This window comes from Lacicoccus kunmingensis DSM 17847 (genome assembly GCF_059568765.1).
This window is the reverse complement of the sequence record NZ_JCANUC010000002.1, coordinates 49,418-74,251: the sequence shown is the minus strand read 5'-3', so window position 1 is coordinate 74,251 and position 24,834 is coordinate 49,418. Positions and strand designations below refer to the sequence as shown.

24 protein-coding genes are annotated in these 24,834 nt (G+C 43.8%); 20 read left to right on the top strand and 4 right to left on the bottom strand.

The genetic code is table 11. The features are described from left to right. The first annotated feature begins 30 nt into the window (after nt 1-30). From BO48_RS02760 to BO48_RS02745, 4 genes are all read left to right on the top strand, one after another. Nucleotides 31-945 carry a class I SAM-dependent methyltransferase gene (locus tag BO48_RS02760; RefSeq protein WP_496365908.1) on the top strand — a complete coding sequence of 305 codons (915 nt, stop codon included), beginning with the start codon at nt 31-33 and terminating at the stop codon, nt 943-945. 8 nt (nt 946-953) lie between these two features. Beyond that, complete coding sequence (locus BO48_RS02755; RefSeq protein WP_496365907.1) at nt 954-2,147, top strand: acetate kinase; 1,194 nt, start codon at nt 954-956, stop codon at nt 2,145-2,147. Nucleotides 2,148-2,309: 162 nt separating this feature from the next. Continuing rightward, nucleotides 2,310-2,585, top strand: coding sequence for a hypothetical protein (locus tag BO48_RS02750; RefSeq protein ID WP_496365906.1), 276 nt, complete (start codon nt 2,310-2,312; stop codon nt 2,583-2,585). Further along, a complete protein-coding gene (locus BO48_RS02745; protein WP_176754071.1) occupies nt 2,578-2,745 on the top strand; it encodes a hypothetical protein in 168 nt (55 codons plus the stop codon). The genes BO48_RS02750 and BO48_RS02745 overlap by 8 nt, the downstream gene beginning before the upstream one ends. A gap of 53 nt (nt 2,746-2,798) precedes the next feature. Here BO48_RS02745 and BO48_RS02740 read toward each other — a convergent pair whose 3' ends face one another. Further along, nucleotides 2,799-3,308 carry a universal stress protein gene (locus BO48_RS02740; RefSeq protein ID WP_496365905.1) on the bottom strand — a complete coding sequence of 170 codons (510 nt, stop codon included), beginning with the start codon at nt 3,306-3,308 and terminating at the stop codon, nt 2,799-2,801. A 161-nt stretch (nt 3,309-3,469) separates the two neighbouring features. Here BO48_RS02740 and ald point away from each other — a divergent pair, with 161 nt between their 5' ends. Next, nucleotides 3,470-4,582 carry an alanine dehydrogenase gene (ald, locus tag BO48_RS02735; RefSeq protein ID WP_496365904.1) on the top strand — a complete coding sequence of 371 codons (1,113 nt, stop codon included), beginning with the start codon at nt 3,470-3,472 and terminating at the stop codon, nt 4,580-4,582. Nucleotides 4,583-4,628: 46 nt separating this feature from the next. Here ald and BO48_RS02730 read toward each other — a convergent pair whose 3' ends face one another. Further along, nucleotides 4,629-5,768, bottom strand: coding sequence for an MFS transporter (locus tag BO48_RS02730; protein WP_496366145.1), 1,140 nt, complete (start codon nt 5,766-5,768; stop codon nt 4,629-4,631). A gap of 74 nt (nt 5,769-5,842) precedes the next feature. After that, nucleotides 5,843-6,421 carry a hypothetical protein gene (locus BO48_RS02725; protein ID WP_496365903.1) on the bottom strand — a complete coding sequence of 193 codons (579 nt, stop codon included), beginning with the start codon at nt 6,419-6,421 and terminating at the stop codon, nt 5,843-5,845. Between the two features lie 127 nt (nt 6,422-6,548). Between BO48_RS02725 and cysK the strand changes: the two genes are divergently transcribed. The 4 genes from cysK to BO48_RS02705 all read left to right on the top strand — a co-directional run bounded on the left by cysK (nt 6,549) and on the right by BO48_RS02705 (nt 10,252). Continuing rightward, nucleotides 6,549-7,466, top strand: coding sequence for a cysteine synthase A (cysK, locus tag BO48_RS02720; protein ID WP_496365902.1), 918 nt, complete (start codon nt 6,549-6,551; stop codon nt 7,464-7,466). A 149-nt stretch (nt 7,467-7,615) separates the two neighbouring features. Continuing rightward, nucleotides 7,616-8,134 carry a GNAT family N-acetyltransferase gene (locus BO48_RS02715; protein WP_496365901.1) on the top strand — a complete coding sequence of 173 codons (519 nt, stop codon included), beginning with the start codon at nt 7,616-7,618 and terminating at the stop codon, nt 8,132-8,134. Nucleotides 8,135-8,192: 58 nt separating this feature from the next. Then, nucleotides 8,193-8,876, top strand: coding sequence for a metal-dependent hydrolase (locus BO48_RS02710; RefSeq protein WP_496365900.1), 684 nt, complete (start codon nt 8,193-8,195; stop codon nt 8,874-8,876). A gap of 104 nt (nt 8,877-8,980) precedes the next feature. Continuing rightward, nucleotides 8,981-10,252, top strand: a complete 1,272-nt coding sequence (locus BO48_RS02705; protein ID WP_496365899.1) for a DRTGG domain-containing protein — start codon at nt 8,981-8,983, stop codon at nt 10,250-10,252. 32 nt (nt 10,253-10,284) lie between these two features. On the opposite strand, the gene BO48_RS02700 is transcribed toward BO48_RS02705, so the two are convergent. Then, a complete protein-coding gene (locus BO48_RS02700; protein WP_496365898.1) occupies nt 10,285-10,638 on the bottom strand; it encodes a YtpI family protein in 354 nt (117 codons plus the stop codon). Between the two features lie 76 nt (nt 10,639-10,714). Here BO48_RS02700 and BO48_RS02695 point away from each other — a divergent pair, with 76 nt between their 5' ends. The 11 genes from BO48_RS02695 to icd all read left to right on the top strand — a co-directional run bounded on the left by BO48_RS02695 (nt 10,715) and on the right by icd (nt 24,772). Continuing rightward, on the top strand, nt 10,715-11,686 hold the full coding sequence (locus BO48_RS02695) for a DHH family phosphoesterase (RefSeq protein ID WP_496365897.1): 972 nt from the start codon (nt 10,715-10,717) through the stop codon (nt 11,684-11,686). Between the two features lie 17 nt (nt 11,687-11,703). After that, the gene (locus tag BO48_RS02690; protein ID WP_496365896.1) at nt 11,704-14,847 is read left to right on the top strand and encodes a DNA polymerase III subunit alpha; all 3,144 of its coding nucleotides are present in this window, start codon (nt 11,704-11,706) and stop codon (nt 14,845-14,847) included. A 71-nt stretch (nt 14,848-14,918) separates the two neighbouring features. Then, the gene (gene ystJ / locus BO48_RS02685; protein ID WP_496365895.1) at nt 14,919-16,148 is read left to right on the top strand and encodes an NADP-dependent malic enzyme; all 1,230 of its coding nucleotides are present in this window, start codon (nt 14,919-14,921) and stop codon (nt 16,146-16,148) included. Nucleotides 16,149-16,151: 3 nt separating this feature from the next. Continuing rightward, nucleotides 16,152-16,565: a FadR/GntR family transcriptional regulator gene (locus BO48_RS02680; RefSeq protein WP_496365894.1), complete on the top strand. Its 414-nt coding sequence runs from the start codon at nt 16,152-16,154 to the stop codon at nt 16,563-16,565. 25 nt (nt 16,566-16,590) lie between these two features. Beyond that, nucleotides 16,591-17,442 carry an acetyl-CoA carboxylase, carboxyltransferase subunit beta gene (gene accD / locus BO48_RS02675; RefSeq protein WP_496365893.1) on the top strand — a complete coding sequence of 284 codons (852 nt, stop codon included), beginning with the start codon at nt 16,591-16,593 and terminating at the stop codon, nt 17,440-17,442. Further along, on the top strand, nt 17,442-18,395 hold the full coding sequence (locus tag BO48_RS02670) for an acetyl-CoA carboxylase carboxyltransferase subunit alpha (protein WP_496365892.1): 954 nt from the start codon (nt 17,442-17,444) through the stop codon (nt 18,393-18,395). Before accD ends, BO48_RS02670 begins: the two co-directional genes overlap by 1 nt. Nucleotides 18,396-18,509: 114 nt before the next feature. Continuing rightward, complete coding sequence (gene pfkA, locus BO48_RS02665) at nt 18,510-19,469, top strand: 6-phosphofructokinase (RefSeq protein ID WP_496365891.1); 960 nt, start codon at nt 18,510-18,512, stop codon at nt 19,467-19,469. A 13-nt stretch (nt 19,470-19,482) separates the two neighbouring features. Next, nucleotides 19,483-21,243, top strand: a complete 1,761-nt coding sequence (pyk, locus tag BO48_RS02660; RefSeq protein WP_496365890.1) for a pyruvate kinase — start codon at nt 19,483-19,485, stop codon at nt 21,241-21,243. A gap of 120 nt (nt 21,244-21,363) precedes the next feature. After that, on the top strand, nt 21,364-22,134 hold the full coding sequence (locus BO48_RS02655; RefSeq protein WP_496365889.1) for a hypothetical protein: 771 nt from the start codon (nt 21,364-21,366) through the stop codon (nt 22,132-22,134). A gap of 235 nt (nt 22,135-22,369) precedes the next feature. Then, nucleotides 22,370-23,485 carry a citrate synthase gene (locus BO48_RS02650; RefSeq protein ID WP_052255954.1) on the top strand — a complete coding sequence of 372 codons (1,116 nt, stop codon included), beginning with the start codon at nt 22,370-22,372 and terminating at the stop codon, nt 23,483-23,485. Between the two features lie 15 nt (nt 23,486-23,500). Further along, the gene (gene icd, locus BO48_RS02645) at nt 23,501-24,772 is read left to right on the top strand and encodes an NADP-dependent isocitrate dehydrogenase (protein WP_176754073.1); all 1,272 of its coding nucleotides are present in this window, start codon (nt 23,501-23,503) and stop codon (nt 24,770-24,772) included. The last annotated feature ends 62 nt before the right edge of the window (nt 24,773-24,834 follow it).

The window sequence follows — 24,834 nt, the reverse complement described above, 5'->3', positions numbered from 1 at the left end:
AGTCCGTATTTTTATGTGAGTGGGGATAAAATGGCAAAGAGTAATTTGGAAGAAATCTATCAGTTGATTGTAGACGAAACAGAAGCTGTCCTGAAAGACAACAGTGAGATTTCCAGAATTGAAGCATTGATGGAAGCTTTGCTGACACTTCAGATCGATGACGGTAAATATGAGTATGCAGATTTGAGGAAAGCGGTTCAATTTGCTTATCTGTATCAGCTGAATGAAGAGAGTGTTCAGGCAAATCACCAGCTGACGCCGGATTCCATCGGATATCTGATAGCGCATCTGGTCGGTCTGTTCAAAGAAAAAGATCATATCAACCTGCTGGATGCCGGCAGCGGGACAGGTCATCTGTCCATGACGGTCAAGGAACATGTGGATCAGGTTGATTTTCACGGTGTCGAAGTGGACCCTGTACTGTCACGCTTCAATGTCGCATTGTGTGATTTTCTGAAAGTGCCGATGGATATATACCCACACAATATCATTGAGCCTGCAAAGCTCACAAAAGCGGATATTGCAATCGGTGATCTGCCGATCGGCTATTATCCTCTGCCGGTTCAAGGTTTTACAACGGCCTTCAAAGATGACAAAAATTTTGCGCATCTGCTGATGCTGGAAGCGGCGATGGGTCATGTCGAGGATGACGGCATCGGTATCTTTGTAGTACCTTCTAATATTCTTGAAGAAAATAATGAAACAATCAAAGAGTATATATCAACAGAAGCGACATTGCTGATGTTTTTAAATTTACCGAACACTTTATTCAAAACAGAAAATATGCACAAATCCATTATTGTATTGAAAAAAGGGTATAAACCGATAGAAGATATTGAAGTGCTGGTCGGTGATGTGCCGGATTTCAAAAATGCAGAACATATGAAATTGTTCCTGGATAGAACGAACACATGGTACGAAACTTATACTAGTAAGAAAAAGTAGGTGGGATTGTGACGAAAATTATAGCGATGAATGCAGGGAGCTCCTCATTCAAATTTCAGCTTTTTGAAATGCCGGAAGAAGTTGAGATTGCAAAAGGTCTGGTTGAAAGAATCGGACTCAGGAATGGAATATTCTCAGTAACGGTCGATGGTGAAAAGAAAGTCCAGGAGCGCGATTTTGATAACCATGAAGATGCCGTCAATGCCATGCTTGATGAACTGCTGAGATTAGAAGTGATTAATGATATTAATGACATCATCGGGTCCGGCCACAGAGTGGTCCATGGCGGTGAAACATTTGAAGATTCAGTATTGATCACTGATGAAGTTGTGGAAAAAATTGATGAACTGAGTGAGCTTGCCCCATTACACAACCCTGCAAACCTGATGGGCATCAAAGCATTCAGAGAGCAGCTGCCGGATGTTCCGCACGTTGCAGTATTCGACACATCATTTCATCAGTCGATGCCTGAAAGTTCATACCTATACAGTTTACCTTACAGTTATTATAAAGAGTACGGCATCAGAAAATACGGCTTCCATGGTACAAGCCATAAATATGTGACCGGCAGGGCGAGTGAAATGCTCGGCAGGCCGCTTGAAGAGCTGAGACTGATCAGCTGCCACCTTGGGAATGGCGCAAGCATCGCAGCAGTGAAGGGCGGCAAGTCCATCGATACTTCCATGGGGTTTACACCGCTTGCCGGTGTGACGATGGGCACGCGTTCAGGCAACCTTGACCCTGCATTGATCCCTTATATTATGGAGAAGACCGGGAAAACGGCAACAGAAGTGCTGAATGTACTGAATAAAGAATCCGGACTGCTCGGAGTCAGTGGTTTTTCCAGCGATTTAAGAGATATAGAAGAAGAGGCTAAAAACGGGAATTCACGTGCAGAGCTTGCACTGGATGTTTTTGGAGAAAGAATCCATAAGTATATGGGATCATACGCAACCAGAATGGGCGGACTTGATGCGATCATCTTCACAGCAGGTGTGGGAGAGAACTCCGATGTCGTCAGAGCCAAAGTTGTTAACGGCCTTGAGTTTATGGGTGTTTATTTTGATGAAACGATGAATGATGTCAAAGGACAGGAGAAATTCATCAACCACCCATATTCACCGGTTAAAATTATAATCATCCCGACGAACGAAGAGCTGATGATTGCAAGAGATGTCATGAGAATTACAGGGATGGAATAAAATTATCACGTCTGTCAAACTTGTTTTGGCAGACGTTTTTTAGTTTATGGCGAAATTGAGCGGGTATACAATTAAGGATCAGTCATCTACGAGAATATGTAACATGGGCCTTGATATTATTGGAAAAACGTTTTCAAAATATTTTAAGAGAGGTGTATGGATGTGAATAGAGAAGAGATCGTTAATATGTTTGAGAAAAGTATAGATGTGGACAGTGCTGATGCCGAGCAGAATTATTCCGAATGCAGTAAAGTGCTTGATAGAATCCTTTCGGAAGTTGAAGATTATAAGAAAAGCCTGGAAGCAAAAGGTATAGAATTAAACGTGAACCGAAGTGAAAAGAATCTGCAGGCGACGGATTATGGCCTCGATACTGTAATCAATGTAGAGGGAATTAAAGAAAAAAATAGAAATTTTATTCAGAAAGAATATGGTTGAATTTGAACTGAAAGTCCGTGATACTGCTTATATTTTACCGGTGGATAAGGCGTCTGACGATGAGATTTATGTAGTGGAGGACACTCAGGAAATCAACAGCATGTCTTACGGTGAATTTATCGATATGGTCATGCTGAAACTTCTGGGTGAAGAAGAATAATAACCACAGGTTAAAGAAGACATTAAAAAAAGCCCCTTAGGGCTTTTTTGTTTTTACTCGACGTTCTCTTCGCTTTCAGAAACAAGTTCTTCTGTAGCGACAGTCGTTTCAAAGTCTTCTGGAATGTTTTCAGTTCTGACGACTAATACATCAATATGAGCATGTCTTACAATTGCTTCCGATACTGAACCAACGATGAAACGCTCTACTGCGTTCAGACCGGAGGAACCACATATGATGACGTCGGCGCCTGTTTTTTCAACTGCTTTTTTAGGAATGATCGCTTTTGGTGAACCGTAATCAATGATTTTATCCACTTCAGTGATCCCTTTTTCAAGAGCCAACGCTTCATAACCGTCTAATAACTTTTTGGCGAATTCATTCGCCCGATCTGAAATTGAACGGTCGTAGGCTTCAACTGATGCAAATGAGCGGGTGTCAATGATGTTGATGATACTGAGTTTTGCATTATTACGCTTGGCCGCTCCCAATGCTTTGTGGAATGCCCACTCTGCTTCTCTGGACCCGTCAACTGCGATTAAAATATTTTTGTATTCTATCATAATGTGAAACCCCTTTCATGATACGTTGATTAAATTTCTTTTCCTTACTTATTATTATAACTTGAATTGTGAATATTGACAATAATTTCTGATTCTAAATCATGACGAATTTAAGAACTCGTGATACAATTGACTCAATTACAGAAGGGAGATGTTTTAGATTGATAATAGGCGTACCTAAAGAGATTAAGAATAACGAAAGCAGAGTAGGTTTGACACCTGGTGGGGTGCATGCATTTGTGACTGCGGGGCATGCTGTTAAAGTTGAGTCCGGTGCGGGATCTGCTTCTTATTTCGAAGATCAGGACTACATAGATGCAGGAGCTGAAATAGCAGGTTCTGCAGGAGAAGCCTGGGATGCAGAAATGATCGTCAAGGTTAAAGAACCTTTGAAGGAAGAATACGGTTTTTTCAAAGAAGGTATGATTCTTTATACATTCCTTCACCTGGCTCCGGAAGTTGAATTGACTCAGGCTTTACTGGAAAAGAAAGTCGTGTCAATCGCATATGAAACAATTCAGGCACCGAATGGTTCATTACCGTTACTCGCACCGATGAGTGAAGTGGCAGGCAGAATGGCAACACAAATTGGAAGCGAATTCTTACAGAAGACGAAAGGCGGTAAAGGTATACTGCTTGCAGGTGTCCCAGGGGTGGAACGTGCAACGGTGACGATCATCGGCGGCGGCATGGCCGGTACAAACGCTGCTAAAATGGCAATCGGACTTGGTGCAAGAGTCAATGTAATTGATCTCAATCCACAACGTCTGAGAGAGCTTGACGACTTATTCGGTTCAGGCATCCAGACGATGATGTCATCACCGCTCAACATTTCCAACGCGGTTAAAGAAAGTGACCTTGTCATCGGAGCGGTACTCATCCCGGGTGCAAGAGCACCGAAACTTGTCACTGAAGAAATGCTCAAAGAAATGAGCCCGGGCTCTGTAGTCATCGATATCGCGATTGATCAGGGCGGTATTTTTGAAACGACGGACAAAGTGACGACACACGACGACCCGACTTATGTAAAACATGATGTCGTTCATTACGCAGTGGCAAACATGCCGGGCGCAGTGCCGCGTACGTCAACAATTGCACTGACAAACGCAACGATGAACCTGGGTGTTCAGATCGCAAGTAAAGGATACAAAAAAGCTGCTGAAGACAATCCGATGCTGCTTGGCGGTTTCAACACGCTGGACGGCCATGTCACATACAAAGCAGTGGCCGAAGCACAAAATCTTGAGTATACAGACGTAAGTGATTTAGTGTAAACACAAAACGAACGATCATCTGAAGTGATGATCGTTCGTTTTTCTTTTATTCATTTGGCATGAAACGTTGTTTATCCTCTATAAAGTGCGTAATGACCATACATATGACGCCGAAGCACAGCATCCCGCCGGCAATCATCGTAATCTGCATATAATTCAGGCCGTTTGACAGCAGCGCAGAACCGAGTGTGGCTCCGATTGAATTTGCCAGGTTGAAGACGGACGCAGCGAGTGTGCCAGCAAGCGCGGGTGCGGTAATGGCCGCGAAGATTATTTTCGAATTCAGCATCGGCGAAATGCCGAATGTGCCAAGTCCGAACAGCCCTGAAGCGACAAATGCCAGTATTTGGTTTTCCAGCATGAATGTAAAGATTACAAGGACAATTCCTAAAAATAAAAACGTCATGGTGACCATGAAAGTGAGGCGCGACGGCTGGATATTGCCGGATGAAAAGTTTCCGATGACTGCGAATGTACCGAACATCAGCATGCTGAACGCAACACCCAAATTGCCCATCCCTGTAATATCACGGAGCATCGGCTCAAGGAAAGTATAGGCTGTAAAGACTCCGGAGTAGCCGAAGATGATGGTAAATATCAGCATCAGTACATTCTTATCTTTGAAAACCGTCAGCTCATCCATGATTTTCGGCGCCTCTTTGATCTTATAGTTCGGCGTCGTCAAAATGAGACCGATTAATGTAATGATGCCGAGCAGCACAATGATCCAGAATACCGTTCTCCAGCTTAACGCTGCCCCGATAAAAGCACCGAACGGTACGCCAATCATTACTGAAATGACGAGTCCGCCGTTGACCAGTGCCACTGCACTGGTCTTTTTGTGCGGCTCGGAGATCGCCATCGCAAGACTCATCATGACGCCGAAAAAGGGTGCATGCATCGTCGCGGACAACAGTCTTGAGAGCAGCAGAACCTCGAAGTTCGGGGCAGTCGCAGCGACAGTATTACTGATGATGAAGATTGAAGTTAAAATAATCAGCAGCAATTTTGGTGAAAACTTTAATGTCAGCAGACGGATAACCGGCCCGAACACCGTAACGCTGAGTGCGTACACACTTAACAGCAGGCCGGTTGTTGCGATTTCGACATTCAGATCGATCGCAAATTGCGTCAGCAGTCCGGTGACGACATATTCAGTCATGCCGACCGCAAACGTCCCAATCATAAAGACCGCAATGATGACATTGCGGGAGGGGTTTTTAAATAGTTCCAACAAAGTGATTCCACCCATCTGTAGTTTTAAGGATGAATGTAGACCATATCGAATGGAATGCTCTTGGTCAGTTCATCCCGTTTTTCTTCTGAAGACACAACCGGGATGATTTCAATCCTCTTTTTGGCGTGGATCTTTAATTTAGCCAGCGGCTGCAGTTCACTGTAATTATTAAAATCGATATTCCTGATGTCGAACATCACACCGGATACATCATATTCGATGAGTTCATCCAAAATCTGGCTCTGTCTGAAATATGGTATTTTTGAAAATGAAGGGCCGATGATGAAATGCTTATCACCGATCAGTTTGGATAATTCGTTGACGAACATCGAATCGATATGGTGGTGTTCGTCTGTGAAAATCTTGTCGGTAATGTAGCCGTCGACATTTTTAAAATGTTTTATCGTTTCAAAAACGATGTTCTTATGCATAAAAACATCCTCTTCCTCGAGATGGTCGACACTCGTGAAGACTTCAATATCCGGATTCAAAGCCCTCAGCATATCAGGGAGGACCGGGTTTGGCGCATTGAAATTATGCTGGGTCATCACTACTGATGCATGCGCTGTATTTAAATTATGACTGTGAAACAGTGTTTTCATTTTATTCACCTCGAGAATATATTAACATATACACGGTTGAAATAAGATGATTATAATTCCTACTTATTTGATATGCAAAATGATTTCATATATAATTTTATTGACTCTGATATAAAGGTGATAAAAAATGACACGATATAATAATATGACTGAATTAATTGGTAACACACCGGCAGTGAAATTAAACCATGTTGTGCCGGAAGACTGTGCGGACATTTTTGTGAAACTGGAATTTTTCAATCCAAGCAGAAGTGTAAAAGACCGTGCAGCATATAACATGATTAAAAAAGCTGAAGAAGAGGGCATCATCAAACCGGGAGATACTCTGATAGAGCCGACAAGCGGCAACACGGGGATCGGACTTGCGATGAATGCCGCAGCGAAAGGCTACAAAGCAATATTTGTACTGCCTGATAATATGACTGAAGAGCGTATTAATCTGTTAAAAGCATACGGTGCAGAAGTTGTCCTCACACCGAGCGATGAAAAGATGCCGGGGGCGATCAAAAAAGCGGAAGAACTGAAAGAAGAGATTCCGAATGCATTCATTCCGCAGCAGTTTGAGAACTATGCGAACCCTGACATTCACAGAACGACGACGGCCCTTGAAATTTTAGACCAGATGGACAATGACCTGGATGCGTTTGTCGCAACTTCAGGCACCGGCGGAACAATTACGGGCACCGGCGAGACGTTGAAAGAAAAATTACCCGGCCTCCATGTCGCTGTAGTCGAGCCGAGCGGCTCGCCGGTGTTATCTGGTGGAAAACCGGGCAAGCATAAACTGGTGGGTACATCTCCGGGCTTTGTCCCGATTATTTTGAATGAAGATGTTTACGACGAAATCATCCAGATTGATGATGACGATGCAGTAAATATGTTCAGAAGACTGGGCACAGAAGAAGGTCTGTTCGTGGGTCCTTCTGCTGCAGCTGCCGTCCATGCTGCAATCATGGTCGGTGAGAAGCTTGGCAAAGGCAAGAGGATTTTATGTATCGCACCGGACTCCGGCGAGAGATATCTGAGCATGGGGCTCATCGAGTAATCATGTGTTACGGCTTTGTTTAAATCCGAACAGCTGAACACACAGAGAGAATTCTGTCCGGGATGTTATTGAGAAAGCGGACAGATATTGCTTAACCGCATGTTCTGTCCGTTTTTTTATTTAGAAATAAGTTTTAAGGAGAGTTCTATATGCTGAAAGCGTTATATGAAAAAGACTTTGAAGAAATATTTTCAATATTGGAAGAGGCGTTCCCGCCAAGTGAACGGCGTACAAAAGCTGATCAGAAAAAGCTCATGGATTTGGAAGAGTACACTATTTATGGTTTGAAAGAAGCGGACGATCTCATCGGTTTTGTCGCAGAGTGGGAAGGTCCGGAATATCGTTTTGTCGAACACTTTGTAGTGAATGAAGCTTTTCGCGGAAATGGTGTCGGTTCGAAACTTTTGAATGAATATAATGAATTGAGTGACAAGCCGGTTGTACTGGAAGTCGAACCGCCTGAAAATGATATCCAAAAGAAGCGCATCAGGTTTTATAAGAGAAACGGCTATCATTTGACGGAGTACAGCTATGTCCAGCCGACGATCAATGCGGATATTAAAGGTGTGCCGCTGGTTTTGATGACATACCCCGACCAATTGACTGACGACCGGTTTTTATCGATTAAAGATTGGCTGTTCAGCACCGTATATAATAAAGAAAAATGATTAAATAACCCATCTTTAGGGAAGAGTTTAAAAACAATCTCTTTGGAGGGAAAAATTCATGAATATAAGTTTTCATGGTCATTCTATAGTCTTTATTGAAAATAACGGTAAAAAAGCGATTATTGATCCGTTCATCAACGGGAATGAACTCACAGATTTAAAAGTGGATGATGTTAAAGTCGATTATATTATTTTGACGCATGGTCATAACGACCACGTGGGAGATACGATTGAGATCGCCAAAAATAATAATGCGACAGTCATTGCGCCTGTTGAGCTTGCGGACCTGATGGACCAGAACGGTGTGGAAGCGGTAGGCATGAACATCGGCGGCACTGTCGATTTCGAAGCGGGTACAGTTAAAATGGTCCACGCATTCCATTCATCCAGTTTTACGCATGATGATGGCACAATCCAGTATACAGGCATGCCAACAGGTCTCATTCTGAATGTTGACGGCAAGACAATCTATCATGCCGGTGATACAGGGCTGTTTGGTGACATGAAGCTGATCAGTGAAGTCAATGGGCCGATCGACCTGTTGTTCGTTCCAATCGGCGACCATTTCACAATGGGTATAGACGATGCATCCTATGCGTCGAACGCGCTCATCAAACCGGGTATCGTTGTGCCTGTCCACTATGATACATTCCCGCCGATCAAAGCAGATACCGGCAAATTCAAAGAAAAAGTGAACGCGGACTGCCAGGTGCTCAAACCCGGGGAATCCGTTAAATTTTAATGAATGGTATTATTGATGACCTGCAGTACTGCAGGTCATTTTTTCTATGGGTCTTTATTATAAAAAAGGTCTTAAATTCAGTATAATGGTCTTAAGGTGATGAAATGGGTAAAGCAAAATCAAAATTGGAAATAATTATAGAATATATCAAAGGTCTGTCGGAAGGCACGAAAATTTCGGTGAGGCAGGTGTCGAGCTACCTGGGTGTGTCGGAAGGGACGAGTTACCGGGCGATTAAACAGGCGGAAAAAGAGGGGCTTGTAAAGACGATTGAACGTGTCGGTACAATCCGTATCATTAAACGGGAGGACCATATCGTCGGCAACCTGACTTTTGAACAGGTGAACCGTGTGATCCAGGGGACGGTGCTCACGGGGGCATCGTACTTAAATCGTGAAATCAGCCGCTTTATCATCGGTGCGATGAGAACCGAGGAAATCGAAAAGTATCTGGAGGACAGTGCATTTCTCATTGTCGGCAATCGTGAGGACGCCCAGCTGAGAGCAATCAATAATGGGGCCGGTATTTTAATTACCGGCGGTTTCGGCGCTTCGAGGGAAATTTTGAAAAAGGCGGAAGCGAGCGGGGTCCCGGTAATTTCCACAGAACACGATACTTTCAGCATCGCGTCCATCATTCACCGGGAACTGTACAGTCTGTCACTGATCAGCGAGGTCATTACTGCGAATGATCTGATGATCAAGCAGAGCGATTATTCCATCGATCTGAACGGTGATTACTCCCGTTTCGTCTCCAATGATAAAATCACTTTTTTAGTCGATGGTGACAGATTTCTTGGCACTTTAAGATCGCAGGATATTCACTCCATCAATAGGGATAACTATAAAAATTACTTGCATCAGGATATCCATGTTCTGCCGAATACGACGATTCAGAGCCTCAGGCAGCTGATGACATGGCACCAGCTGAACATCATGCCCGTAGTCGGTGAATCCCAGCGGTTTGTCGGCGTCGTCCACCGGAGAGACGTGTTTAAGGACATCACGCCGCATAAGCTGCAGACGGGCATGTCTACTGAAGAGATCATCGACCGGGAAATTACGATTAAAGAAGATTCCATCCATATGAAAGTGCTGCCGTTTATGACGGATGAATTCGGCACGCTCACACAGACTGGCTTCATGCGTCTTGTCGAGCGGATGCTCATGACACTTTTGAACGACTACGACATCATGAACTACCACATCGATTCCATGAACATGACAAACTTGAAACTCGTGCAGATTAACCAGCACATTCAGCTGAAAGGCGAAATCCTCGATCTCGGCGGTCAGTATATTAAACTCGAGGTCAAAACAATCACTAACGGTGCCGTCTATAACAAAGTCGGCATCATGGTCCAATATTTCAAATAAAAAAACCAGCAGATATAGTCTGCTGGTCCTTTTCACTTGTTTTTACGTTTGTTTTTCTCAAACTCTTCCCAGGCTTTTTCTTCAATCGGCAGGTTTCCTTTGAACTTTTTGCGTGCTTTATTGAAATACCAGATATTATAAGCACCGATGACGATAAATAGGATACCCACTATGTAAGAAACTGCCGTACCGAACTGGATGATTGAATTGAATCCGAAACTGAGCATCATCATACCCAGCCAGATTCTTGAAATACTGTTGTAGTAAACAGTGCGGACTTCACGGTTCGTACGGAACTGCCTGATTTTATACAGGATGAACATGAAGAGTGAGACTAACAAAAGTGTAACAAGTGCTGAAACGATTATTTGATACGCTAGTTCCATCGGTTACAACTCCATTCCTCATGTAGTATAATATTTTATAATTACTTAGTAAATCATTTTAAAGGGAGAATTCACTTTGTTCACAAATTATATAAAAGATTACACGTCCATAAAAGAGAATTACAAAGATATTTTGAACTTGATCAACCAGTATGAGCATATCATCATTTACAGACATGTCAGACCGGATCCTGATGCGTACGGCGCTCAGCTCGGCCTGAAAGCAATCATCCAAAAGATCTTTCCGAATAAAGCAGTCAATGCGCTCGGGGAGAGTGAGCCGAGCCTTGAATTTCTGGGGATGATGGATATCGCAGAAATCAGGGATGATGCTTTATACATCGTCGTTGATACGGCTAACTATGACAGAATTGACGGTGATATACCGAAAGGTGCCAAAATCATAAAAATCGACCACCATCCAGATCACGATCCATTCGGTGATATCAATCTTGTTGAAACAAGTGTGTCTTCAACATCTGAACTGCTTTTTCTAATTGCGAACCTGTGGGGGTACGACAATGATTTCATCAACGATGAAGCGGCGAAGCAGTTATATATGGGCATCGTCGGGGACACGGGAAGATTTTTATTCAATAATACGACAGGCATGACGCATCATGTTGCCTCTGAACTTAAAAAATATGATTTTGATCCGACGTCGCTGATTCAGGAGATGAACAAGACGTCGATAGAATCATTCAGATTCAAAGGCCACCTGATCAGCAACTTCAACCTGCGGCCGAGCGGTGTGCTGTACACTTTCATCAGCCGTGAAGATTTGAAGGAATTTGGTGTATCCGGCAATGAAGCGAGTCTTTCAGTCAACTTATACAGAGATATCGATGATGTGAAAGTATGGTTCATGGCAATCGAGGAAGAGGATGAAATCAGGGTCAGACTGCGTTCCAAGTCGATCATCATCAATGATGTCGCCCATCAGTTCGGCGGCGGCGGCCATCCGCTCGCTTCAGGCATCAAACTCGATAATAAAGATGAAATCGAAACTCTGGTGAAGGCCCTGGAAGACAAAATCGAAAATAATTAATTGGGAGGCATCTGTAAATGATCAATTTAAATGTCCATTCGAGTTATGAGTTTTTAGCCAGCAATATACAAATTGATCCTCTTTTAAAACTCCTGAAAGATGATAATCAGAGTGCGGTGGCGATTACGGACCTGAATCATATGCACGGCATATATCAGCTGCTGAAAAAAGCGCCGGAATATAATATTAAACCCGTTGTCGGCATGGAAGTGCTTGCCGATGACGGACTCAGCGGTATCCCTTTAATTTTGCTTGCCAAAAATAATAAGGGATATCAGTCTTTAATCAGGATATCTGCGATGCTGTCCTATAAAGATATTACAAGAACACCGTTCGAGTTTTTACAGAACAACGCCAATGATCTCGTAGTCATTGCGGTGACGGATGAAGGGGCGGAACTGCTCGGGGCGCTCACAAAAGTGAGTGATGATGATAAATACATATCCCGCGGGCTCGGTGCAGCATCATATAAGAAAGCATTCATGCACAGTGCACGCTACATGAGAAAAGAAGACAGGAAAGCGCTCAAAGTGCTGAATGCGATACGGGACAATGACAGGCTTGAAGCACATGACCTGACTGCGATTTCAGGTGATGAATACGTGCTGAAAAAAGAAGATGTTACTGATGAAATAGAACCATTTTTACAGGTGAATAAAGAAATCGTTGAAAAATGTAACGTATCCATGCCGAAAGTCAGTACGACTCTGCCGCATTTTCCGCACCCTGAAAATGATGATTCAGATGAATTTTTATGGCAGCAGCTGAATAAAAGGCTCAAAGAGAAAACGGACGGGAGTGAAAAATATAAAGACAGGCTGCAGTACGAATTCGATGTCATTACCAAAATGGGATATTCGGACTATTTCCTGATTGTCAGTGATGCGGTGAACTATGCAAAAAACAATGACATCTACGTCGGGCCGGGCAGGGGGTCATCAAGTGCGAGCCTCGTGTCATACCTGTTAAATATTACTGAAGTGGACCCGCTCAAATATAATCTTCTGTTTGAACGTTTCCTTAACCCGGCACGGGTGACGATGCCGGATATCGATATCGACTTCGAGGATACGAACAGGGACAAGATGGTCACTTATTTAAATGACAAATACGGACAGATGAATGTGTCGAATATCATTACGTACGGGACACTCAGTGCCAAGATGGCCGCACGCGACGTGGGGCGTGTATTGAAATTCAGTGATGAAACACTTAAATATATATCGAATATGATAGGGACCGAGCAGAGCGTCAGCCTGACGGAGGCATTCAACAGCCAGGCATTTAAAAAGCTCGAGGCTTCAGATGATAAGTATAAAGTATATAAGGAAATCTGCCTGTCCATCGAAGGGTTGCCGAGACATCCGTCCACCCATGCAGCGGGTGTATTGGTCAGCGCAGACAAACTGACTGAAAAAGTACCGATCATGTTTACAGAAGGGCATACGATCAGCCAGTGGGCCATGACTGAAGTGGAAGCTGTCGGGCTATTGAAAATTGATGTCCTTGGCCTTAGGAATCTCTCGCTGATCAGAAGAATGGTCAATATGATCGCCTATAAAGGGGAGACCATCGACATTCATAATCTGGAAGAGGATCCGAAAGTGTATAAATTGCTGAGCCACGGTCTCGGCCTCGGCGTCTTCCAACTGGAATCGACAGGGATCCGGAATGTGATGCGGGAAGTGAATCCGACCGAGTTCATGGATCTTGCTGCAGTGCTCGCACTGTACAGGCCGGGACCGATGAAGGAAATCCCGAACTTCGTCCGAGGCAAGCACCAGCCTGAGACAGTGACTTATCCGCATGATGATATTAAAGAGATTTTGAGGGAGACGAACGGTGTCATCGTCTATCAGGAGCAGATCATGCTGATTGCAAGCCAGATTGCCGGATACTCATACGCTGAGGCGGATATACTGAGACGTGCAATGAGTAAGAAAGACCGGGAAACACTGCTAAAAGAGAAGGAAAAGTTCCTCGGCGGTGCGAAAGACAAAGGCTATCAAGCCTCCCTTGCGGAACATATTTTCGAACTGATACTGAAGTTCGCCGACTACGGATTTCCTAAAAGCCATGCGGTGGCATACTCGAAAATAGCCTATATCATGGCCTACATCAAAACACGTTATCCGGCCATTTTCTATGCGGTCATTTTAATGCAGAATATCGGCAATCACGCCAAAATCATCGAACTTTTAGAAGAGATGAAAATGTTGAAAGTGAAAATCCATCCGCCGAATATCAACGTGTCAAGAAGCGGCAATATCGTCAATGACGGTGTGGTGCTCGGTTTGAGCATGATTGAAGGCGTCACATATAAAGTGGCAGAGTCCATCATGGAAGCAAGAAAAGACGGAGATTTCAAAGATATATACGATCTGAAGACGAGGGTGGACGGCAATCTTTCCCAGAAAGTGTTGAGCAACCTCATTCTCTCAGGTGCTCTCGACGACTTTGAAGAAAACAGAAAAACGATGCTTCAGTCGCTTGCGAATTTAAGGGACATCAATTCAGAAGAATTCTCGCATAATTCCTTTTTGAGCGCCCTCGGCTTCAATGTGAAAAAAGAATACCAGTATGTCGAAGAGATGACGCAGATGGAAAAGATAGAGGGCGAAAAAACTGCGCTCGGTTTTTATTTATCAAGTCATCCGGTCAAGCTGATCCAGCGGGAAAATCAGTCGATACCTTTCAATATGTTCAGCCAGCAGAGGAATTACGGCACATACCTCGTCTTTTTGGATGAACTGAAAGTCATCAAGACGAAAAAGGGTCAGAACATGGCCTTCGCAAAAATAACGGACGGCGTCGTGGATATGGATGCGGTCATCTTCCCCAATGTATATTTCACTGATCATCCGAAGCTGACTTCGCAGGCGCTTGTTGTAAAGGGCAGGCTGGATGAAAGGAAAGGCCAGCCGCAGCTGATCATTGAGAAAGTCGACGAGCTGGAGACGTTTAAAGCAGAGTATTTACAGCGCATAAGAAAAATTTATATTAGAAATAAAGACCGGTATGACTTTGGTGATCTGCTCGGTGACAAAGGGATCGTCATCTATTCATTCGAAGACGGCGGGAGTCTCGGCAATATAGAAACTGAGCGGCTTAGGGAGCTGCAGGAAAAAATTAATCCAAGTGATTTGAGATTTATGACCTAAGTTGTTGTGTATCGATGAATATTTTGATATATTACAGTGGTATGGCCACCACATGGAGAAAGGTTGATTCAATGTCTTTAAGAGATGACGCACTGCATATGCACAAAATTAACCAGGGCAAACTAAGCGTAAACTCGAAAGTCGAGTTGAAAGATAAGACGGATTTAAGTCTGGCATATTCACCCGGGGTCGCTGAACCCTGCAAAGAGATATACGAAGATCCGAATACTATATTCAATTACACCATCAAGGGGAATACTGTCGGCGTCGTAACAGACGGTTCAGCTGTACTCGGGCTGGGCAATATCGGTGCGAAAGCAAGTCTGCCGGTGATGGAAGGTAAAAGTGTACTGTTAAAATCATTTGCAGGTGTGGATTCTTTTCCAATCGCATTGGAGACTAATGATGTGGATGAAATCGTCAATACAGTAAAACATATGACACCTGTTTTTGGTGGCATCAATTTGGAAGATATATCCGCGCCGCGATGCTTCGAAATTGAAGAGAGATTGCAAAAGGAAACGGACATACCCGTATTCCATGATGATCAGCACGGTACGGCGATTGTTACCGTCAGCGGACTGCTCAATGCATTAAAACTGACCGGCCGTTCCTTCAATAAAATAAAAGTCGTATTGAACGGCGCAGGGGCCGCAGGTGTAGCCATAGTCAAACTGCTGAACAGTTTCGGCGTCAAAGACCTCATCATGTGTGATTCAAAAGGTGCGATATACGAAGGCCGTCCAAACGGCATGAACCCGATTAAAGAAAAAATCAGCAAGTATACGAATTTAAATAATGAGCAGGGACCGCTTAAAGAAGTGATTAAAAGTGCAGATGTCTTCATCGGTGTTTCGGTGGCGGATGCACTCTCAGCGGATATGGTCAAATCAATGGCGGATGATTCCATCATATTTGCCATGGCGAACCCAAACCCTGAAATCATGCCGGATGCTGCACATTCGGCTGGTGCGAAAGTTGTCGGTACGGGCAGAAGTGACTTCCCGAACCAGATCAATAATGTGCTCGCATTCCCGGGTATTTTCAGAGGTGCGCTGGACGTCCGTGCCACGCATATCAATGAAGAAATGAAGAAAGCTGCAGTCCGAGCGATTGCGGACCTCATCGAAGAGGACGAGCTGAGCAGTGATTATGTCATCCCGGATCCATTCAATAAATATGTCGCACCTGAAGTTGCAATGGCTGTGGCAGAAGCTGCAATGGATTCAGGTGTCAGCAGAATAAAAATAGATTCAAAATCAGTGTATGAAAAAACACTGGAATTGACTGAGACGGTGTAGAAAATGACTGAAAAAAAAGGACTGGAGTCTGTCATTGAAGAGATCTATATGATCATCGACAAAGAGCAGATGCAGGTTGGACAAAAACTCCCGAGTGAAAGATACTTGAGTGAAAATCTGAATGTCAGCAGACAGAGCGTCCGGGAAGCGTTAAGAGCACTTGAATTTCTCGGCATCATCTATGTGAAAAGGGGGGAGGGGACCTACCTTGCCGACATAGACAGCCATCAGCTCTTCGAACTGATAGCCAAGTATCTGGTCCGGTCGGATAAACAGCGCCGGGAATTATTGGAGTTTCAAAAAATGATGGAAGACTATGTTGAAAAGAAAACGGATGAAAAAAGTACTGTGATGTCATATGATAATAAAGTCATGAGAAAAATATATATGATTTTAAAGAAATATACAGGACAATAAGCGGTAAAAAATGGGGAATTATACTATGTTAAAAGATTTATTTTTCAAGTTGAATAAAAAAGTGAACGATAAAAAAGAACCTGGTGTATTTGAATCGAATGAATCAATCATTACGAAGTGCCCGAACTGTAAAAAGATTCTTTATTCAAAAGAATTATATAAACGTCTGAATGTCTGTTCAAATTGTGACCATCATCTGATGATTACAAGTACAGAACGGATGGCGGCGCTTCTGGATGAGGATTCCGACACGGCTTTGTTCGAAGGGATTACTTCAGTAAATCCGCTTGATTTTCCGAATTATGAGTCTAAGATTGAAAAGGATAAAAACAAGACAGGATTGAATGAAGCGGTCATCGTTCATGAAGGGACCATTGACGGCTCTCCTGTTGTCATCGCAATTATGGATCCGAGATTCCGTATGGGAAGCATGGGCTCTGCTGTCGGTGAGAAGTTGGCCAGAGCATTCAATCATGCGACAGAAAAGCGCATGCCGGTCGTTGTCTTTACGGCAAGCGGCGGTGCCAGGATGCAGGAAGGCATCATCTCACTCATGCAGATGGCCAAAGTCAGCGTTGCCGTTGAAAAACATAATAACGCAGGACTCCTATATATCGCATATATGACCAATCCGACGACAGGGGGCGTATCAGCAAGCTTTGCCTCCGTCGGCGATATCAACCTGGCTGAAAAAGGCGCCCTGATCGGTTTTGCCGGCCGGAGAGTAATTGAAGAAACAATCAAAGAGAAACTGCCGGATGATTTTCAGACGGCTGAATTTCTGCTCAAGCACGGGCAGCTGGACGCAGTCGTCGACAGACGGTATATGAGAGATTATTTAAGCCGAATTCTAATGATGCACAGCGAGGTGAAATAATGGCTTTTGAATTTGAAAAACCATTGCAGGAGTTACAGGATAAAATTAAAGAGCTTGAAAAGTATGCATCCAAAAACAAACTGGACCTTGCCAAGGAAATCAGTTTTCTTGAAAATAAACTGGAAGATAAAAAGAAAGAGATCTATGCGAATCTGACGCCGTGGCAGAGAGTTGAAATCGCCCGTTATATCCATCGCCCGACAACACTTGAATACATCGAAACATTATTTGATGATTTCATCGAGTTTTACGGTGACCGGGTATACAGCGATGATCATGCGATTGTCGGCGGCATCGCCACATATAAGGATATTCCTGTCACTGTCATCGGCCATCAGCGCGGCCGTGATACGAAAGGGAACATCAAACGGAATTTCGGCATGGCACATCCGGATGGCTACAGAAAAGCGTTAAGACTGATGAAGCAGGCGGATAAATTCAACCGGCCGATCATCTGTTTTATAGATACAAAAGGCGCATATCCCGGAAAAGCAGCCGAAGAGCGCGGGCAGAGTGAATCCATCGCGCGCAACCTGGTGGAAATGGCAGGGCTTAAAGTGCCTGTTATCAGCATTGTCATCGGGGAAGGCGGCTCCGGCGGGGCACTTGCTCTCGGCGTGTGCAACCGTCTCTTAATGCTAGAGAACGCGACTTATTCCGTCATATCACCGGAAGGTGCTGCGAGCATCCTTTTCAAAGATGCATCATTAAAAGAAATAGCAGCAGAATCATTGAAAATCACAGCAGGCGACCTTAAGGAACTCGGCATCGCCGACGCTGTAATCAAAGAGCCGGACGGCGGCGCACATCAGGACAAGGAATTCGTATTTAAAAGTCTGGATGAGACGCTCCATGACTACTTGTCCGAACTGTCCAAACTATCATCTGATGAACTGGTCGACGACCGTTTCGACAAGTATATGTCCATCGGCGAATATAAGGAACAGACGTAAGCAACCCGAAAAGGGTTGCTTTTTTTATTCCTGTTATTTTCTTGTTACAATATAATGGATAGATTAAATTGTATATGCTATTTTTAAAGTAAGAAACAGAGATGGGGGCTATTTATGAAGAAAATTGCAGTATTGACAAGTGGTGGAGATTCCCCTGGAATGAATGCCGCCATAAGATCTGTAGTGAGAAAAAGTATTTTTGAAGGATATGAAGTATATGGTGTATATCAGGGGTTCCAGGGACTGATCAATGATAATATAGAAAAGCTGGAACTTGGTGATGTCGGTGACATCATCCAAAGAGGGGGAACGAAACTGTTCAGTGCAAGATGTCCGGAATTCATCGATGCAGGGGTGCGTCAAAAAGGTCTCGACAACCTTAAGAAATACGGCATCGATTCGCTGGTCGTCATCGGGGGTGACGGCAGCTACAGAGGCGCACAGAGATTGAATGAAGAAGGGATCAAAACAATCGGTGTGCCCGGAACGATTGATAATGACATCAACGGCACGGACTTCACCATCGGTTTTGATACGGCATTGAATACGGTTGTTGACGCAGTCGACAGAATCAGGGATACTGCAACGAGCCACGAAAGAACATTCATCATAGAAGTGATGGGCAGAGACGCCGGTGACCTTGCGCTTTGGGCCGGTCTTGCAGGCGGTGCCGAAACGATTTTGATTCCTGAAGCGGCGGCGGATATAAAAGCTGTGGCCGAAAGAATCGAAACCGGGATGAACCGTGGTAAGAAACATTCCATCATCATTGTGGCAGAAGGGGTAATGTCTGCACAGGAATGTGGTATGGAGCTCAGGAAATATATCAATGTGGATACGAGAGAAAGTGTTCTCGGCCATATGCAGCGCGGCGGTAAGCCGACCGGCAATGACAGAGTGCTTGCTTCAAGACTCGGTGCACTTGCCGTGGATTTATTGAAAGATGGTATTTCCGGCTGTGCAGTGGGTATAGAGAATAACAAGCTTGTTGAAACAAAATTTGATAAAATATTTGATGAGAAACATCAGATTGACAGAGCACTATATAAACTTTCCCAGGAGTTATCAATTTAGGAGGATATTATAAATGAGAAAAACAAAGATTGTTTGTACAATTGGACCTGCATCAGAATCACCGGAAATGTTGGAAAGATTAATGGCAGAAGGCATGAACGTTGCACGATTGAACTTTTCACACGGTGATCACGAAGAACATGCTGCACGAATTAAAAATATCAGACGTGTCGCTTCAAAATTGGATAAAACAGTCGGCATTCTGCTGGATACGAAAGGTCCTGAAATGAGAACGCACTCGATGGAGAACGGTGCGGTTGAAATGAAAAAAGGTCAGGCAATCACAGTTTCCATGAAAGAAGTCACAGGAACATCAGAGAAATTTTCAATCTCCTACGAAGGTTTGATCAACGACGTTGACACAGAAGACAGAATTTTACTGGATGACGGTCTGGTCGAACTGAAAATAAAAGAAATCGATAAAGAAGCTGGAGAAATCCACTGTGAAGTTTTAAACGACGGACTTCTCAAAAACAAAAAAGGTGTGAACGTTCCGGGAGTATCAGTCAACCTGCCGGGCATCACTGAAAAAGACGAGAGCGACATCCTTTTCGGAATCGAACAGGAAGTCGATTTCATTGCAGCAAGTTTCATAAGAAGAAATAAGGACATTCTCGAAATACGCGAACTGCTGGAACAACACGATGGCAGTTATATCAATATCATACCTAAAATTGAAAACCAGGAAGGCATTGACAATATCGACTCGATTCTTGAAGTATCTGACGGACTGATGGTGGCAAGAGGGGACCTGGGTGTCGAAATTCCACCGGAATCAGTGCCTATGGTACAGAAAGAGCTGATTAAAAAATGTAATCTGATCGGCAAGCCGGTAATTACAGCGACACAGATGCTGGATTCCATGCAGGTAAATCCGCGTTGTACACGCGCTGAGGCGAGTGACGTGGCAAACGCAATATATGACGGTTCCGATGCCGTGATGCTGAGCGGTGAAACAGCAGCAGGGGATTATCCGGTGGAAGCGGTCAGAACAATGGCTTCAATCGCAGTTTCTGCAGAGGAAGCGCAGGATTATAAAAAGCTTCTGTCAGACAGAACAAAAGTCCAGCAGACGAATCTTGTGACCGCGATTGGTGTTTCTGTTGCGCACACTGCACTCAATTTAAATTCCAAGGCCATTGTCGCTGCAACAGAATCCGGACATACAGCGCAGATTATTGCGAAATACAGACCTCAGGCGGATATCGTTGCAGTGACGCCTTACGGATATGTGGCAAGACAGCTTGAATTGATATGGGGCGTGCAGCCGATTGTTGAAGACGCCACGAAAGATACGGATACACTTTTAAATACTTCTGTATCCGTCACGCTTGAAAAAGGCTATGCGAGCTACGGTGACCTTCTGATCATCACTGCGGGTGTACCGACAGGTCAGGCAGGAACGACGAACTTGATGAAACTTCATGTTGTCGGCGATGTATTGATCAAAGCACAAGGTATCGGCAGAAGAAGCACGGTGGCCGAAGTTGTGACGGCGGACAACCTTTCAGAATTGAAATCGAAAGATATCAAAGATAAAATTGTCGTCCTCACTTCGGTTCAGTCCGAGATGACGGAATTGCTGGAAGAGGTGGCAGGGCTCGTCACTGTGGAAGGCGGATTGACCTCCCACGGTGCAATCGTCGGCCTGAACCTTGAGCTTGCGACAATCGTCGGTGCAAAAAACGCGTTTGAAATATTGAAAGACGGTGACCTTGTCACTATCGATTCCGCACAGAACTCCATTTACAGCGGACATGCAAACGTACTTTAATACTCATTTTACACCCCATTACCGTAATAGACGGCTGATGGGGTGTTTTTACATGACAAGCATCAAATATTTGTTTCACTCTAATTTTTTCACTGGTATAATGATTTTGAGGTGTTGACTATGAAAAGAAATTTATTATTGACTACGATTTTTGGATTAATGTTATTATTGACAGCATGTAATGGTAATGACGAGAATGATTCTGAATCGACTGGAGAAGAAAGTTCCGAGGAAGGCACAGAGGAATCAGAAGGTGAGACAAGTGAAGAATCTGAAGATGGATCCGGCGAAGCATCATCCCTTTCTGCAGATGAGCTGATCGACGGGGCACAGGAAAATTGGTCGGATACAGAAAGTTATGAACTGAATCAGGTTTATAACATGTCCAGCGGAGAAGACTCCAACCCGATAAGAACAATCACTACCCACAGCGATCAGAATGAACTTAAAATCGCGATCAACAGTGATGATCTGACAACGACGCACTATATCATCGACGGCGAACACTACATCTACAAAGGTGAAGCGCTCGAACTGCAGGATGAAGAGATGGATATTGAAAACTCCGCATACAGCGATCTGATCAGCCGGCTCGACAACTACAGATCCGGCGAAGTCACAGAAACAGAAAATGGCTATTCTCTTGCTGTGCAGTTTGAAAATCAGGAAGATATCAGCGTTTTATTGACTGAAGAAGCGAGCGGCATCATTGAAGATGCGGATGATATTTCGGGTGAGATGACACTCACTTTCGACAGTGAATACAAATATGACGGCGGCGAACTGACAGCTGTTGTAAACAGTGACGGCGAAGAATATGAGCTGTCATCGACAATCTCCATTGAAAGAATCGGCAATATACCTGTCATTGAAAAACCAAGCGGTATGTAAATCTCTGCAACATAAGGTAAAGTTATCTTTAACCATAAGATAATTAAACATTACTTATCATAACGCATATTTTCAAATATTCTGTTAGAAAAGCTTTGATGATGGGCTCTGATAGTGTTTATGTAAATGCTTTCACAAATATTGGCATTACATTGAAATATTCACAATATCTTATTCTTTGATATAATGAGAGAAACTATAAATATTTCTATAGTAATTTAGAGGAGGATTTAAAATGCCTGAGAACAAAGGTTTAGAAGGGGTAGTTGTTGCTAATTCCAAGATCAGTTCAATCATCGGTTCACAATTGACCTATGGTGGTTATGAAATAGATGATCTTGCTGAAAATGCACTGTTTGAGGAAGTGGTTTATCTGTTATGGAACGATAAGCTGCCGAATGAACAGGAGCTGGAAGCATTCAATAAAGAACTGTTTGATCTGATGAGTTTGGATGACAACATTTATAAGCATTTTGAATTATACCCGCTTGATAAAGTACATCCTATGTCGGCAGTCAGAACAGGTCTTTCACTGACAGCCCACTTTGATGAAAATGCTGAAGACAAATCATTGGAGGCGTCACAGCAGAAAGCGGTGCGCATACTCGCACAGCTGCCTGCACTTGTTGCAGCATTTGCACGACTGCGCAATGGCAAGGATGTTGTAAAACCTAAAGAAGGACTGACATATGCAGCGAATTTCCTGTATATGCTGAACGGTGAAGAGCCGACGGATACAGAAATCGAAGCGATGAATAAAGTGCTCGTACTGCATGCAGACCATGAGCTGAACGCTTCCACGTTTACAGCGCGTGTCTGTGTCGGAACTGAATCGGATGTGTACTCCGGTGTCACAGCGGCGATCGGTGCCCTTAAAGGCCCGCTTCACGGCGGTGCAAACGAACAGGTGATGGCGATGCTGAAGGATATCGGTACACTTGATAAAACGGACAGCTACATTCAAAAGAAATTTGAAAACAAAGAAAAAATTATGGGGATGGGCCACAGAGTATACAAAGAAGGCGACCCTCGTGCGAAATATTTAAAAGATATGTCTAAGAAACTGACAGACGAAAGCGGCAACAGCGAGCTGTTTGACATTTCAAAACGAATTGCTGAGATCGTTAAAGAAGAAAAAGGCCTTCTGCCTAACGTCGACTTCTTCAGTGCAACTGTCTATCACTCCATGGGCATTGAATCAGATCTCTTCACACCAATCTTTGCAATAAGCCGTGCATCAGGTTGGACAGCGCATATTTTAGAACAGTATGCAGACAACAGACTGATCAGACCAAGAGCAGAATATATCGGTGCAACAGACAGAAAATACGAACCAATCGAAAATAGATAATTTGGAGGAAAATTAATTATGGCTAGTGAAAAAATCACAACTAACAATGGTAATTTGACTGTACCAAACAAACCGGTTATCCCATTCATCATCGGTGACGGCACAGGCCCGGACATCTGGAATGCGGCACAAAAAGTATTAGACGGTGCTGTTGAAAAAGCATACAACGGAGAAAAAGAAATCGAATGGAAAGAAGTGCTTGCAGGACAGAAAGCTTTCGATGAAACAGGAGAGTGGCTGCCTCAGGAAACGCTTGATGCAATCAACGAATACCTTATTGCAATCAAAGGACCACTTACAACACCAATCGGCGGCGGTATCCGTTCACTGAACGTTGCACTGCGTCAAAAACTGGACCTTTTCACATGTCTGCGTCCGGTAAGATATTTTGACGGTGTCCCTTCACCGGTTAAACGTCCGGAAGATACTGACATGGTCATCTTCAGAGAAAACACTGAAGACATCTATGCAGGTATCGAATTCCAGGAAGGTTCAGAAGATGTTAAGAAAGTGATTGATTTCATCCAAGGTGAAATGGGCTCTGAAAACATCCGTTTCCCTGAGTCTTCAGGTATCGGTATCAAGCCGGTATCAAAAGAAGGTACTGAGCGTCTCGTACGTGCAGCGATCAACTATGCAATCGAACACAACCGTCCTTCTGTTACTTTAGTTCATAAAGGTAACATCATGAAGTTCACTGAAGGTGCGTTCAAAGCATGGGGTTACGACCTTGCTGAAAGAGAATTCGGCGATAAAGTATTCACTTGGAAAGAGTATGACAAAATCGTTGAAGAAAAAGGCCGCGAGGAAGCGGACAAAGTACAGGGAGAAGCAGAAGCTGCAGGTAAAATCATCGTTAAAGATGCAATCGCGGATATCTTCCTACAGCAGATCCTACTGCGTCCGAAAGAATTCGGCGTAGTCGCTACGATGAACCTGAACGGTGACTACATTTCCGATGCACTTGCTGCACAGGTCGGCGGTATCGGAATTGCACCAGGAGCGAACATCAACTACGAAACAGGACATGCAATCTTTGAAGCGACACACGGTACTGCACCTAAATATGCAGGACAGGATAAAGTGAATCCTTCATCAGTCATCCTTTCAGGCGTACTGCTTCTTGAGCACATCGGCTGGACTGAAGCTGCAAACCTGATTACTAAGGCGATGGAAAAAACAATCGCTTCTAAAGTAGTCACTTACGATTTTGCCCGTCAGATGGATGGCGCTAAAGAAGTGAAATGTTCAGAGTTCGGTGAAGAACTTGTTAAGAACATGGACTAATAAAAATTAATTTCAAGAAGAATGGTCAGATTGACCATTCTTCTTTTTTCTTTGTTTGAAAA